Annotated in this window: 11 protein-coding genes; 4 read left to right on the top strand and 7 right to left on the bottom strand. The window is 72.5% G+C overall.

Features of this window, described 5'->3' with window-relative positions; all coding sequences use genetic code 11:
• Window positions 1-117 precede the first annotated feature (117 nt).
• On the bottom strand, window positions 118-648 hold the full coding sequence (ectA, locus tag A6A29_RS13035; protein ID WP_198953059.1) for a diaminobutyrate acetyltransferase: 531 nt from the start codon (window positions 646-648) through the stop codon (window positions 118-120).
• A 352-nt stretch (window positions 649-1,000) separates the two neighbouring features.
• Window positions 1,001-2,107, bottom strand: coding sequence for a pyridoxal-phosphate-dependent aminotransferase family protein (locus tag A6A29_RS13030; RefSeq protein WP_073720348.1), 1,107 nt, complete (start codon window positions 2,105-2,107; stop codon window positions 1,001-1,003).
• 86 nt (window positions 2,108-2,193) lie between these two features.
• Between A6A29_RS13030 and A6A29_RS13025 the strand changes: the two genes are divergently transcribed.
• Window positions 2,194-3,291 carry an amidohydrolase family protein gene (locus A6A29_RS13025; protein WP_079182726.1) on the top strand — a complete coding sequence of 366 codons (1,098 nt, stop codon included), beginning with the start codon at window positions 2,194-2,196 and terminating at the stop codon, window positions 3,289-3,291.
• A gap of 336 nt (window positions 3,292-3,627) precedes the next feature.
• Window positions 3,628-4,626 (top strand): SCO1860 family LAETG-anchored protein, encoded by a 999-nt coding sequence (locus A6A29_RS13020; RefSeq protein ID WP_073720222.1) that lies wholly within the window; start codon window positions 3,628-3,630, stop codon window positions 4,624-4,626.
• 293 nt (window positions 4,627-4,919) lie between these two features.
• Here A6A29_RS13020 and A6A29_RS13015 read toward each other — a convergent pair whose 3' ends face one another.
• Window positions 4,920-5,342 (bottom strand): MarR family winged helix-turn-helix transcriptional regulator, encoded by a 423-nt coding sequence (locus A6A29_RS13015; protein ID WP_073720221.1) that lies wholly within the window; start codon window positions 5,340-5,342, stop codon window positions 4,920-4,922.
• A gap of 163 nt (window positions 5,343-5,505) precedes the next feature.
• Here A6A29_RS13015 and eno point away from each other — a divergent pair, with 163 nt between their 5' ends.
• Window positions 5,506-6,813: a phosphopyruvate hydratase gene (eno, locus tag A6A29_RS13010; RefSeq protein ID WP_073720220.1), complete on the top strand. Its 1,308-nt coding sequence runs from the start codon at window positions 5,506-5,508 to the stop codon at window positions 6,811-6,813.
• 200 nt (window positions 6,814-7,013) lie between these two features.
• Here eno and cobC read toward each other — a convergent pair whose 3' ends face one another.
• A complete protein-coding gene (gene cobC, locus A6A29_RS13005; protein WP_073720219.1) occupies window positions 7,014-8,603 on the bottom strand; it encodes an Rv2231c family pyridoxal phosphate-dependent protein CobC in 1,590 nt (529 codons plus the stop codon).
• Between the two features lie 160 nt (window positions 8,604-8,763).
• On the opposite strand from cobC, the gene A6A29_RS13000 reads away from it, so the two are divergent.
• A complete protein-coding gene (locus A6A29_RS13000; RefSeq protein ID WP_073720218.1) occupies window positions 8,764-9,486 on the top strand; it encodes a ZIP family metal transporter in 723 nt (240 codons plus the stop codon).
• Window positions 9,487-9,503: 17 nt separating this feature from the next.
• Here A6A29_RS13000 and A6A29_RS12995 read toward each other — a convergent pair whose 3' ends face one another.
• Genes A6A29_RS12995 through A6A29_RS12985 form a run of 3 tightly spaced genes read right to left on the bottom strand, consistent with a single transcriptional unit; the run spans window position 9,504 to window position 13,506 of the window.
• Complete coding sequence (locus tag A6A29_RS12995) at window positions 9,504-10,868, bottom strand: cobyrinate a,c-diamide synthase (RefSeq protein WP_073720217.1); 1,365 nt, start codon at window positions 10,866-10,868, stop codon at window positions 9,504-9,506.
• Complete coding sequence (cobO, locus tag A6A29_RS12990) at window positions 10,862-11,461, bottom strand: cob(I)yrinic acid a,c-diamide adenosyltransferase (protein ID WP_073720216.1); 600 nt, start codon at window positions 11,459-11,461, stop codon at window positions 10,862-10,864. Before cobO ends, A6A29_RS12995 begins: the two co-directional genes overlap by 7 nt.
• Window positions 11,461-13,506, bottom strand: a complete 2,046-nt coding sequence (locus A6A29_RS12985) for a putative cobaltochelatase (protein WP_073720215.1) — start codon at window positions 13,504-13,506, stop codon at window positions 11,461-11,463. The genes cobO and A6A29_RS12985 overlap by 1 nt, the downstream gene beginning before the upstream one ends.
• Between the last annotated feature and the right edge of the window lie 243 nt (window positions 13,507-13,749).

Genomic DNA, 13,749 nt, shown 5'->3' with positions numbered 1-13,749 from the left:
GGGCGGATCGGGGCGGCGGGCTGTGGCGCTGTGTGCGTCGGGTGCGGCGTGCGTCGGGCGCTGCGTCCGGCGGCCGCGACGTGCGACAGGCGCTGCGTCCGGTGGGCGCGGCGCGCGTCAGGCGTGGAACGGGCCTATGCGGTACAGCACTTCCGGCAGGTGCGTTTCCTCGGGGAACAGTCCGCTGTCGAAGAGCACCTCGCGTTCCAGGGACACGTCGTGGCGCTGCGCGTAGGAGGTGAACAGCCGGTCGGACGCGGTGTTGTCCGGGGTGATGGTCGTCTCGACCAGGGCCAGGCCCTGGTCTGCGGCGACCCGCGTGGTCAGCGCGTCCAGCAGCGTGGCGGCCAGGCCCTTCCCGCGGTGGCCGTGGTCGACGGCCACCTGCCAGACGACGAGGGTTTCGGGCCGGTCCGGCCGGATGTATCCCGTCACGAAGGCGATGGGCTCGCCGTTCTCGTCGCGGGCGACCACGGAGGTCGCGGCGAAGTCACGGCACCACAGCAGGTAGCTGTACGAGGAGTTGAGGTCCAGGACCTCGGAGTCGCGGGCAATGCGCCAGAGCGCGGCTCCGTCCTCCACTCGTGGGGTGTCGATTCTGAGGAATTCACTTCGGGCACGGGCAAAATCTGCTGGTGCGGCGGTCATGTGAATTGAATTTACCCAGCAAATTTCGAAATCGCATCGAGGCGAGGGGTTGGGTCAACGGTGCTGTTGTGCTATCACGCGGGCGCGTGCTCTCGCGCGAATCGGCTGCGATTTCTCACCATGTGACCTGAATTTTTCCGGCATTTCAGTCGCGATGTGGAGTCGGTCACAGATTTGTAACTCTCAGGAGATGCGGATGAATTACGAGGATCCATGTTCACGGAATCCTAGCGTTTAGGGTGACGGAAAGCGGGCAGAAGAATGCGGGGAGCTGCTTTCGATAAAGCAGCTCCCCGCATTCATTAATTCTGGTCCGCCGGGTGATGCGTGCAGGGCGGGGGTGTTGGGGAATCTATTCGCTCGGCCAGGTTTCCGAAACGGCCTTGCGGGCAGCTTCGAAGTCGACCTGCCGGCCCGTATCGGCCAGCGCCGCCCCCAGGGCCGCGAGCGAGGAGCGCACCGCACCCCGCGTCGCATCCACCCCGTAGTGATTGACCCGGATCATCTCCTTGGACAACGCCCCGCCGCCCGCGATGAGCGGCAGCGAGGGGTCCGCCGCGAGCGCCTGCGCGACCAGCGAGGAGGCGTCGACCCCCGACGGGGCGCGCAGCGTCGTGGCGACCGGAGCCGCGTCCCGCGCCTCGTGGACGTACGGCTCCAGACCGCCGCCGAGCGCCACCGCGCCCGCCCGGGTCGCCGCCGCGGCCGAGGCGTGGCGGGCCATCAGCGCATCCAGGCCCTCGGCCTCGATCCGCTCCGCACACGCCTCCAGCGCCAGCATCTCCAGCTGCGCCGGGGCGTGCGGCAGCGCCTTGCGGCCACCGTCGATCCAGCGCTCCTTCCAGTCCAGGAGGGAGAGGTAGGAGCGGCGCGGAGCCGCGGGGTTGGCGGCGATCCGCTCCCAGGCCCGCGCGCTCACCGACACCGCCGACACCCCGGCCGGTCCGCCCATCGCCTTCTGTGCGCCGATCACGCACAGGTCGACGCCCCACACGTCCGGCAGCAGCGGTTCGGCGCCCACCGAGGCGACGGCGTCCAGCATGAACAGCGCGCCGTGGGCCCGGACCACCTCACCGATCTCCGCGACCGGGTTGGTGTTGCCGGTGGCCGCTTCCGCGTGCACCAGCGAGACGAAGTCGATCTCCGGGTGGGCGGCGAGCGCCTGCGCGACCTGGTCGGCGGTGACCGCCGCGTGGAACGGCACCGAGAGGTCGATGACCCGGGCACCGCAGTCCCGCAGCCAGTTGCCGAAGGTCTGCCCGTACGGGCCCGTGACGATGTTCAGCGCGGTCGAGCCGGGCCGGGCGCCGCCCCGGATGCAGCCCTCCAGGGGCAGCAGCGCCTCTCCCTGCATGATCACGATGTCCTGCTGCGTGGCGAGAAGACCGGCCACCCGCCGCTCGATGGCCGCGAAATGCGCGGCGGTGAGCGGGGCGAGGTCGAGGAAGGGGTGCGTCACGGTGGTGCTCTCTTCGGTTCGGTCAGCGGTTCTGCGCACGAACAGTGCTCCGTCGAGGGTACCGAGGGCCTCGTACAGTGCCGCGTATGAGTGATCAGGAGCAGCGGGTGCTGCGGGTGATGGGGCGGGTGCTCGTCGGTCCGGACGAGATCCGGGACGAGCTGTGGGCCGTGGGCGGGCGGATCACGTACGAGCGGCCACCGGGCGCGGACGACGCGGTGACCGTCACCGGGTGGGCGCTGCCCGGTCTGGTCGACGCGCACTGCCATGTGGGCCTCGACCGGCACGGCCCCGTCGACGCGGCGACGAGTGAGAAGCAGGCGCTCACGGACCGGGAGGCCGGCACGCTGCTGATCCGGGACGCCGGATCGCCGTCCGACACCCGGTGGATCGACGACCGCGAGGATCTGCCGAAGATCATCAGGGCCGGCCGGCACATCGCCAGGACCCGCCGGTACATCCGTAACTACGCCCATGAGATCGAGCCGGGCGACCTGGTCGCCTATGTCGCCAGGGAGGCCCGGCGCGGGGACGGCTGGGTGAAGCTGGTGGGCGACTGGATCGACCGGGACGACGGTGATCTGACCGCCTGCTGGCCGCGCGGCGAGGTCGAGGCGGCCATCGCCGAGGCGCACCGGCTGGGCGCCCGCGTCACCGCGCACTGCTTCGCCGAGGCGGCGCTGCGCGATCTGGTGGAGGCCGGGATCGACTGCATCGAGCATGCGACCGGCCTGACCGAGGAGACGATTCCACTCTTCGCCGAACGCGGTGTGGCGATCGTTCCGACGCTGGTCAACATCGCCACCTTTCCCGATCTCGCGGCGGGCGGCGAGGCCAAGTTCCCTCGCTGGTCCGCCCATATGCGCCGGCTGTACGAGCGCCGCTACGACACCGTGCGTGCCGCGTACGACGCCGGGATCCCGGTCTATGTCGGAACCGACGCGGGCGGCTCGCTGGCCCACGGTCTGGTGGCGGCGGAGGTCGCCGAACTGGTGAAGGCCGGCATTCCGCCCCGCGAGGCCCTCGCCGCGACGGCCTGGGGCGCCCGGCGCTGGCTGGGGCGGCCGGTTCTGGAGGAGGGGGCCCCGGCGGATCTGGTCGTGTACGACGAGGATCCGCGCGCGGATGTACGGGTGCTGGCCGCGCCCCGCCACGTCGTGCTGAACGGGCGCGTGATCGGCTGAGCGGCCGGGTGCGGTCGGCCGGGGTGCTGTGTTGACAGGCAGTGTCCGCAGGAGCCTCCGGCTCGTTGAGTCACTTCTGCGGTACCCCGGCGCGGTCAACACCCGTACCGCTCGCGCTCGGTGAAACGGGTGACGCCCAGGAACGCACGTGCCACGCATCTGACGAAAGATTCGAATACGCACGCTAAAACCCCTCTTTGGGGTGAACTCACCGCAGGTATCCGCCAGTTCACCCTCCGTACGTAAAGATTCACGGAGTCGAGGCCACCGGCGCACGCGATGTCCCCCATTGGACGGCGCCGGTGGCTCCATGTCTCTTGTGGGGGTTCCACCATCTTGAACAGCAACACCTTCCGTCTCGCTGCCCTGGCGGTCGCCGCCGCTCCCGTCGCCCTGCTTGTCGCCGTCCCCGCGCAGGCCGCCACCGCGACGACCACGACCACCGGCGAGGGCAGGGCGAGCGCGGTCGTGCTCCGTACCGCACTGAATGTCTCCCTCCTGAACAAGACGATCGAGGTTCCGCTCAAGGCCACGCTCAACGAGGTACAGGCCCCCGCCAGCGCGGAGAAGACCGCGCTCAGCGTGAAGGTCGACGGTGTGGACCGCGGGCAGCCGGTCAGTGTGCTGCGCGCCGATGTGGCCACTTCCGAAGCCACCGTCGACAAGCACAGGGCGCAGGGGTACAGCAATCTGGCGAAGGCCCGGGTGCATCTGCCCGGACTGCCGCTGCTCCCGCTCATCGAGGTCGAGAAGGTCACCTCCAAGGCGGTCTGCGAGGTCGGCAGGAAGCCGGTCGCGGAGTCGAACGTGCTGGGCCATGTGTCGGTCCTCGGTACGAAGGTCACGCTCACCGCGGGCGGCACGACCCGGGTGGCGGTGCCGGGCGTCGGCGAGGTGATCCTGGACCTGTCGAAGACCAGCACCACCTCGCGGACCGCGGCGGCGGCCGCGCTCCAGCTCCGGGTCTCCGTGAACCCGCTCAAGCTCAACGTCGCCGATGTGCAGGGTGACGTCACGCTGGCCGAGGCGACCTGCGAGACGCCGAAGAAGACGGAGGAGCCGGGCGGTACCGACGGCGGTTCGGACAACGGTGGTTCCAGCAGCGGTGGTGCGAGTGACGGCGGTGCGTCGGGCAGTGGCGGCTCGACGGGCGGCGACAAGGGTGACGGTCCGGATGTGAAGACCCAGACCGGCTCCGGCGCGGGCCCGGCCGAGGAGAACCTCGCCGAGACCGGTGGCAGCTCCGCCACGCCGTACATCGCGGGTGGTGCGGCGCTGCTGCTGGCGGTCGGCGCCGGGGCGACGGTGATGGCCCGCAGGCGTACCCAGGGCTGATCCGACCCGAGAGGGAGGGGGAGGGGAGGGGAGGGGAGGACCGGGGGGTCCGAGAATCTGGGTCCGGGGGCCTGGGAGGGGGCTTGAGGGGCGGCGTTCGCGGGAGGAGCGCCGCCCCTCGGGGTGCACGCTGCCTCGCGGAGGCGGCCCAAGGGCTGTCCCGATCCCTGGCGGGCGCGGGGCGGCCCTCGGCGTGTGGCGAGCCACTCCAGCTAGGCGGCGCTCGGCGTGTGGCGAGCCGCTCCAGCTAGGCGGCGCTCGGCGTGTGGCGAGCCACTCCAGCAGGGCGGCGCTCAGCGTGTGGCGAGCCGCTCCAGCAGGGCGGCGCTCCGTGCCAGCAACTCGCGCTCCTCATCCGTGAGTTCGGCCTCGATGGCCTGCGCGAGCCAGCCGGCCCTGCGGCCACGCTCCGCTTCGAGCGCGGCCCGGCCCGCGTCCGACAGCTCGACCAGCGACTTGCGGCCGTCCGTGGGGTGTGCCCGGCGCGTGATCAGGTTCTGCTCCATGAGCAGCCCCACCGCCCGTGCCATCGACTGGGGGCGTACGCGCTGATCGGCGGCGAGGTCGCTGGTGGTCATGGCGCCGTCGCGGTCGAGCGCGCCGAGCACGGCGACCTGGCCCAGCGGGATGCGGTCCTCGTGTTTGACGCGTCGGGTGAGCTTGCCCATCGCGGTGCGCAGTTCGGCGGCGATGGCGGCGGCTTCCGAGGTGGGCATAGGGCACTTTACCCCGTTGGTCAGCAAAGCTGTGCACCTGACCTGCACAGCAATGCTGTACAGCCAAACTGATCAGCATTGCTGTAGGGTTTGGTGTAGTCGGGCTCAGCGCCAGCGTTGTCGCAGCCGGGGCCACGGCATATGACAACGGGAAGGAACTCCCATGTCCGCACAGGCAGTCGGCACCGTCGATGCCGCCATCGAGACCGTCACCGCCCGCCGGATCATCGACAGCCGGGGCAACCCCACGGTCGAGGTCGATGTCGTCCTGGCGGACGGGTCCCTGGGGCGCGCGGCTGTCCCCTCCGGCGCCTCCACCGGTGCCCGGGAGGCCGTCGAACTGCGCGACGGGGACTCCGCGCGCTGGCACGGCAAGGGCGTCGACCGGGCGGTGGCCCACGTCAACGGGGAGATCGCGGCGTCCGTGCGCGGCCGGGACGCGGCGGACCAGGCGGGTCTCGACGCCGCGCTGGTCGCCCTCGACGGCACCGCCACGAAGTCCCGGCTCGGCGCCAACGCGATCCTCGGCGTCTCCCTCGCCGCCGCCAAGGCCGCCGCGGCGGCCCACCGGCAGCCCCTCTACCGCTACCTCGGCGGCGCCGGCGCCCACCTCCTGCCGCTGCCGATGATGAACATCGTCAACGGCGGCGCCCACGCCGACAATCCGCTGGATTTCCAGGAGTTCATGATCGCGCCCGTGGGTGCGGAGACCTTCGCCGAAGCCGTCCGCATGGGCAGCGAGGTCTTCCACACCCTGCGCCGCGATCTGCTGGCCGCCGGGCACTCCACGGGCGTCGGCGACGAGGGCGGCTTCGCGCCCGCGCTGCGTACCGCCGAGGAGGCGCTCGACTTCGTGATGACCGCCATCGAGCGCACCGGCTACCGCCCCGGCACGGACATCGGCCTGATCATGGACCCGGCGTCGTCGGAGTTCTTCCGCGACGGGGTGTACGACTACGCGGGCGAGGGGGTGCGCCGTACTCCCTCGGAGAACGCCGACTACCTGGCCGGGCTCATCGACGCCTACCCGGTGCTCTCCATCGAGGACCCGATGGCGGAGAACGACCTGGACGGCTGGCGCGAGCTGACCGCCCGCGTCGGTGACCGCTGCCAGCTCACCGGCGACGATGTGTTCTGCACCAACGAGACGCTGCTGCGCGAGGGCATCCGCACCGGCGTCGGCAACTCGGTCCTGGTCAAGGTCAATCAGATCGGGACCCTGACCGAGGCGCTGGCCGCGGTGGACACGGCCCACCGGGCGGGGTGGACGGCCGTCATGTCGCACCGCTCGGGCGAGACGGAGGACACCACCATCGCGGATCTGGCGGTGGCGACCGGCTGCGGCCAGATCAAGACCGGCTCGCTCTCCCGCTCCGACCGCACGGCGAAGTACAACCAACTGATCCGGATCGAGGAGGAGCTGGGCGACTCGGCGCGCTTCGCGGGCCGCTCGGCCCTGCGCCGGGCGTGAACAGCGGGCGGACATAGAGGCCACGCGGGCCCCCGATCGTGGGTGATCGGGGGCCCGCGCTCGCCCGCCGGGCGCTGCGCGGGCGCCCCTCGCCGCGGGGCCCCTCGCCGCAGGGGCGCCTCGCCGCAGGGGCGCCTCGACGCGGGGGCGCCTCGACGCGGCGGCCCGCTCGGCGCGAGGCGCCGGTGACACGTGCCGCCTCAGCGCAAAGGTCTCCCGGGCAGCGCCTGGAGAGCCTGATCGAGCGCCTGGAGGAAACGGTTGGTCGTCACCCGGTCGCGTACCGCCAGCCGCAGCCACTCGGGCCCGAGACCCGGGAACGTGTCCCCGCGCCGCGCGGCGAAGCCCAGCAGCCGCAGCCGCTCCCGTACCTCGGCCGCCCGCTCCATCCGCAGCAGGACGAACGGCCCCTGGGCCGGCTCGACCGCCCGCACCTCACCGAACTCCGCGAGCCCCGCCAGCAGATGGGCACGGTCCACCGTGATCCGGTCCGCCGCCTCGGCCGCCTCGACCAGCGCCCGGGGCTCCATGCACGCCTCGGCCGCCGCCAGCGCCGGCGAGGACACCGGCCACAGCGGCTGCGCCTCGGCCAGCAGACCGATGGTGACCGGGTCGGCCAGCACATAGCCGATCCGCAGGCCCGCGAGCCCCCAGGTCTTGGTGAGGCTGCGCAGGACGACGAGCCCGGGAATGTCGGTACGCCCGCACAGCGCCTCGCGCTCGCCGGGAACCACATCCATGAACGCCTCGTCGACCACCAGCGTCCGCCCGGGGCGCGCCAGTTGCTCCAGGAGGGCGGCCGGATGGAGCACGGAGGTCGGGTTGGTCGGATTGCCGACCACCACCAGATCCGCTTCCTCGGGCACCGCCGCCGGATCCAGCCGGAAGCCGTCCTCGGCGCGGAGCAGCACCCGGCCCACCTCGTGCCCGGCCGCCCGCAGCGCCGCCTCCGGCTCGGTGAACTGCGGGTGCACGACGACCGGATGCCTGGCGGGCAGCGCGCGGGCGATCAGGACGAACGCCTCCGCCGCGCCCGCCGTCAGCAGGACCCGGTCCACCGGCAGCCCGTGCCGCCCGGCGACCGCCTCCCGGGCCGGCGCCCCGTCCGGATACGAGGCCAGGGAGACGAGCGATGCCGCTATCCGCTGCCGCAGCCACTCCGGCGGCGTATGGGTGCGTACATTGACCGCGAGGTCGGTCAGATTCCGGTCGCGTACCTCCGCGTCACCGTGGTGCCGGAGATCGGGCCCGGCGCTCTCGACGTGCTGCGTGGGGGGATTCATGGCTGCCATGGTGAAGGGGTCCGCCCCGTCCGTCACCGTCGGGGTGGAACTTTTCCGGTCAGGAGCCATGAGGGTGGCCGGAATGCGTCGGGCCACCGCACAGGTCACCGCCCCCTTCCGGCCCGTCCGGCGCGTCGATGCCGTCTTCGCGACCACCAGTTCGTCCGCCTCGATCAGCGCGGCGGCCTCCGCGACCGAAGGCGTGCCCACGGCCGCGCCCGGCGCACCCGAGGGGTTCGGTACGAGGACCCCGGCCAGCGCCTCGGCCGGATGGGTCCGCAGCGGCACCCCGAGCCGCGCCGCGGCCCCGACGATCCCCGGCTCGGCGGCCTTGGCCACGACGGTCGCCAGCTCCACGACATCGGCTATCCGCAGTCCGGCGGCCCGCAGGGTCGCCTCGATCAGACCGAGCACCTCGTCGAGCGGGGCGCCGCGGCGGGCACCGACCCCGACGACGAGCGTCCCGGTGACGGGCACGGGGAGGGGGGCGGAGGCTGCTCCGGTCATGGGCGGAGTCCTTTCGTACGCCGGCCGGGGGCCGGGTGTTGCGGGGGCAGGTGCTACGGGCCCGGTGTTCACGGTTCGGGTGTGACGGGGCGTGCGGGCAGGGCGTCGGTCAGGGTGACCTGAGATGCGGGCACGGGGGTCGATCGGCTAGCAAGGGCCCATGGCGGTGTTCGTCGCGCTCGGCGCGTTCCTGATGACCCTGGCCGGCGGCTGGGTCGCTCAACGCGTCACCGACCGCCGCCACCTGGTGCTCGGCTTCGCGGGCGGGCTGATGCTCGGCGTGGTCGGCCTCGATCTGCTGCCGGAGGCGGTCGAGGCGGCGGGCGAGCCGGTTTTCGGTGTGCCCGCCGCCCTGCTGCTGTTCGTGGGCGGCTTCCTGGTGGCCCATCTCGTGGAGCGGCTGCTCGCCGTACGCCAGGCGGCACACGGGGCGGGGGAGGAACGTGTGCCGCAGGTGGGCCTGACGGCGGCGGCCGCGATGGTGGGCCACAGCCTGATGGACGGAGTGGCGCTCGGCGCCGCGTTCCAGATCGGCGGAGGCATGGGCGCCGCCGTCGCACTGGCCGTGATCACTCATGACTTCGCCGACGGTTTCAACACGTACACCATCACCAGTCTCTACGGGAACGCCCGCCGCAAGGCGCTCTTCATGCTGTTCGCGGACGCCCTGGCACCGATCGTCGGCGCGGCTACGACACTGCTGTTCACCCTTCCGGAGGAACTGCTCGGCTGCTATCTCGGCTTCTTCGGCGGCGCGCTGCTCTACCTGGCCGCCGCAGAGATTCTGCCCGAGGCACACCACGACCATCCCGCCCGCTCCACATTGCTGTGCACGGTCGGGGGCGTGGGCTTCATCTGGCTGGTGGTGGGCATCGCGGACTAGTCCGCGCCCGGCCGGCCTCACACCCGGCCGGCCCCGCCGCACTGCTCGACGAAGCGCCGCGCCACCCCGGGCGAGGACGCCCAGTGCGTATGCAGATAGCTCGCGTGCACGCCCTGCTGGACGAAGCCCTCCACACGCCGCTCCGGCTGGTGCATGCCCCACGCGGGAGTGGACCCGGCACCCGGTTCCAGTACCGTCCGGTGGAACTCATGACCGCGCATCCGGGTCCCGGCCACCGCCAGCGAACTGTCGGAAACCGCCACCGCCTCCCGGTAGCCGAGCGTCAGCCGCTCCGACATCCGGGCCTCGGCGTCCAGCACCCCGCACATCGGCCGCCCGTCCAGCTCGCGCGCCAGATACAGCAGCCCCGCGCACTCCGCCGCCACCGGAGCACCGCTCAGCGCCAGTTCGGTCACCGCCCTGCGCAACGGCTCGTTGGCCGACAGCTCGGGGGCGTACATCTCCGGGAACCCGCCGCCGATCACGAGGCCCGCCGTGCCCACCGGGAGCTTCTCGTCGCGCAGCGGGTCGAAGACCGCGACCTCCGCGCCCGCCGCCGCCAGCAGCTCGGCGTGCTCCGCGTAGGCGAAGGTGAACGCCGCCCCGCCCGCCACGGCCACCACGGGCCCGGCTCCGGTCCCGGCCGCCGGGTGACGCTCCGGCTCCCACACCTCGTCCGGCAGCGGGGGAGCCGACCTGGCCAGGGCCATCAGCGCGTCGAGATCGCATCCCGCGCGCACCCGTTCCCCCATCGCCCGTACGGCGTCGACGGCATCCGTCTGCCGCTCGGCCACCGGCACCAGGCCCAGGTGGCGCGAGGGCGTCGCCAGGTGCGTGGCCCGCCGCAGCACCCCGAGCACCGGCAGCCCCGACTCGTCCAGCGCGTCGCGCAGCAGCGCCTCGTGGCGGTCGGAGGCCACCTTGTTCAGGATCACGCCGCCGATCCGTACCTGGGGATCCCAGGACGCGAACCCGTGCACCAGGGCCGCGACGGAACGGGACTGCGAGGAGGCGTCGACGACCAGGACGACGGGCGCCCGCAGGAGCTTGGCGACCTGGGCGGTGGAGGCCAGCTCGCCCTGCCCCGAGGCACCGTCGTACAGCCCCATGACGCCCTCGACCACGGCGAGGTCGCAGCCGCCCGCTCCATGCGCGAACAGGGGGGCGATCAGACCGGTCCCGCACATGTACGCGTCGAGGTTGCGGCCGGGCCTGCCGGTCGCCAGCGCGTGGTAGCCCGGATCGATGTAGTCCGGGCCCACCTTGTGCGGGGAGACCGCGAGCCCGCGCGCGGCGAACGCGGCCATCAGCCCCGTGGCGACCGTGGTCTTGCCGCTGCCGGACGCCGGAGCGGCGATGACCAGACGGGGAACAGTCACCACTCGATGCCCCTCTGGCCCTTCTGACCGGCGTCCATCGGGTGCTTGACCTTCGACATATCGGTCACCAGATCGGCGGCCTCGATCAGCTTGTCCGGAGCGTTGCGCCCGGTGATCACCACATGCTGGGTGCCGGGACGGTTCCGCATCACCTCGACGACCTCGTCGGTGTCGATCCAGCCCCAGTGCATCGGGTAGGCGAACTCGTCCAGGACGTACAGCTTGTACGTCTCGGCCGCCAGGTCGCGCTTGACCTGCTCCCAGCCCTCACGGGCCTTCTCCTCGTTGTCCAGCTGGTTGTCGCGCTGTACCCACGACCAGCCCTCGCCCATCTTGTGCCAGGCGACGGTGCCGCCCTCGCCGCTGGCCCCGAGGACCTTCAGCGCGTTCTCCTCGCCGACCTTCCACTTCGCCGACTTCACGAACTGGAACACCCCGATCGGCCAGCCCTGGTTCCAGGCCCGCAGCGCGAGTCCGAAGGCAGCCGTCGACTTCCCCTTGCCGATGCCCGTGTGGACGAACAGCAGCGGACGGTTGCGCCGCTGACGGGTGGTGAGCCCGTCGTCCGGTACGGATGTCGGCTGTCCCTGTGGCATTACGCGGCCCTTCCGGCTGTGGTGACGTCCTTGACGAGCCCGGCGATCGAGTCGGCCCGCAGCTCGTCGAGCGTGACGGCGGTACCCCCCAGATCCCGGGCGAGTTGTGCGGCGAGCCCGAGGCGTACGATCCCCGACTCGCAGTCCATGACGACGGACGCGGTGCCCTCGGAGCGGTGCAGCCGCCCGGCCCTCCCGGCGAGCGCCACCGGCTCGGGGCCGCCGGTCGCCCGGCCGTCCGTCACCACGACGAGCAGCGGGCGCCGCGACGGATCACGCAGCCGCTCCACCCGCAGGACGTCATGGGCCTTCAGCAGCCCGGCGGCCAGCGGCGTACGGCCCCCGGTCGGCAGCGACTCCAGCCGCGCCGCCGCCGCGTCCACCGACGAGGTCGGCGGCAGCGCCACCTCGGCGTCCTTGCCCCGGAAGGTGACCAGGCCGACCTTGTCCCGCCGCTGGTACGCGTCCAGCAGCAGCGAGAGCACCGCACCCTTCACCGCGCTCATCCGCTGCCGGGCCGCCATCGAACCGGAGGCGTCCACGACGAAGAGCACCAGATTGCCCTCGCGCCCCTCGCGCGTCGCCTGCCGCAGATCGTCGCGGCGCACGACGAGGCCGCGCCCGGACCGTCCGCGTGCGTGCTGGTGCGGCGCCGCAGCCTGCACGGTCGCCGCCAGGTGCAGCTTCGTCAGGGCACCCCGCGGGCGCCGCGACCCGGTCGTACGGCCGTGCTCGGTACGGGCCCGGGACCGCCGCCCCGCAGCACCCTCGCCGAGCCCCGGCACGCTCAGCATCTTCGTCCGGAACGGCTCGGCCGAGGCCACGGGCTGCTGCTCCGCACCGGCGGAACGTCCGGGCGCGTCGGTGCTGCCCTCGTGCGCGGGCCCCGGCGTGTCGCTCCCGTCGGCCTGCGGCGGCACGCCACCGCCACCACCGTCGTCGCCCCCGTCACCGGGGCCGTCCGGGTGCGGCCCGTCGGGGTCCGGGTCGTTGTCGCCCTCCCCCTCGCCGCCGGCCTCGCCGTCGTTCCGGTCCTCGGCGGCTTCCCGGAGCGTGTCGTCCAGCTTGTCCTCGTCCAGACCGGGCGCGTCGAACGGATTGCGCCGGCGCCGGTGCGGGAGCGCCAGGAGCGCGGCCTGCCGCACATCCTCGGCGAGCACCTCCTCGCGCCCGGCCCACGCGGCCAGGGCGGTCGCGGTACGGGCCATCACGATGTCGGCACGCATGCCGTCGACCTCGAACGCCGCACAGGTCGCCGCGATCTGCCGCAGCACGCCGTCGCCCAGCACGACACGGGGGAGCAGGGCGCGCGCGGCGACGATCCGCTCCCTGAGCGCGGACTCCTCGTCGGCCCAGCGGGCGGCGAAGGCGACCGGATCGTCGTCGTGGGCGAGCCTGCGCCGCACGACGTCGACCCGCTGGTCGGTGTCACGGGACGCGGCCACCTCGACCGTGAGCCCGAACCGGTCCAGCAACTGCGGCCGCAGTTCGCCCTCTTCGGGGTTCATGGTCCCGACCAGCAGGAAACGCGCCGCGTGCCGTACGGAGACGCCCTCGCGCTCGACGTACGAAGCACCCATGGCCGCCGCGTCCAGCAGCAGGTCCACCAGATGGTCGTGGAGCAGGTTGACCTCGTCCACGTACAGAATCCCGCGATGCGCGTCGGCGAGCAGCCCCGGCTCGAAAGCCTTCACGCCCTCGGAGAGCGCCCGCTCGATGTCCAGCGCGCCCACGAGCCGGTCCTCGGACGCCCCGACGGGCAGCTCCACGGTCCGCGCGGCCCGCGACACGCCGGTTCCGTCGCCGTGGGGCCCATCGGGACACGCCGGATCGGGAACCCCCGGGTCGCACGAGAACCGGCAGCCCGGCACCACGGAGACCTCCGGCATGAGCGCGGCGAGCGCCCGCACGGCGGTGGACTTGGCGGTCCCCTTCTCACCCCGCACGAGCACCCCGCCGACAGCCGGACTGACGGCGTTCAGCAACAGCCCGAGCCGAAGATCGTCCTGCCCGACGATCGCGGTGAAGGGATAGGGCGTACTCACAGGGCCTCCTTGTTGACATCCGACACTTCAAGCCCGTCCGGCCTTCCCACCGCGTCCCGGGCACATTCAAGCCCGTCCGGCTCCTGCACCGAGTCGCGGGCAACTTCAAGCCCGTCCGGCCTTCCCACCGCGTTCCGGGCACATTCAAGCCCGTCCGGCGATTGAGGACCGGGGTCCGGGGCGGAGCCCCGGTTTCGGGAAGGGGCGGGGCGGGGAGACGAGCCCGCCGCAGGCGCCCCGCCC

It is taken from the genome of Streptomyces sp. TSRI0281, from assembly GCF_001905125.1.
Classification (GTDB): domain Bacteria; phylum Actinomycetota; class Actinomycetes; order Streptomycetales; family Streptomycetaceae; genus Streptomyces.
Note: the sequence above shows the minus strand (reverse complement) of the source record. Positions and strands in the feature narration are given on the sequence as shown.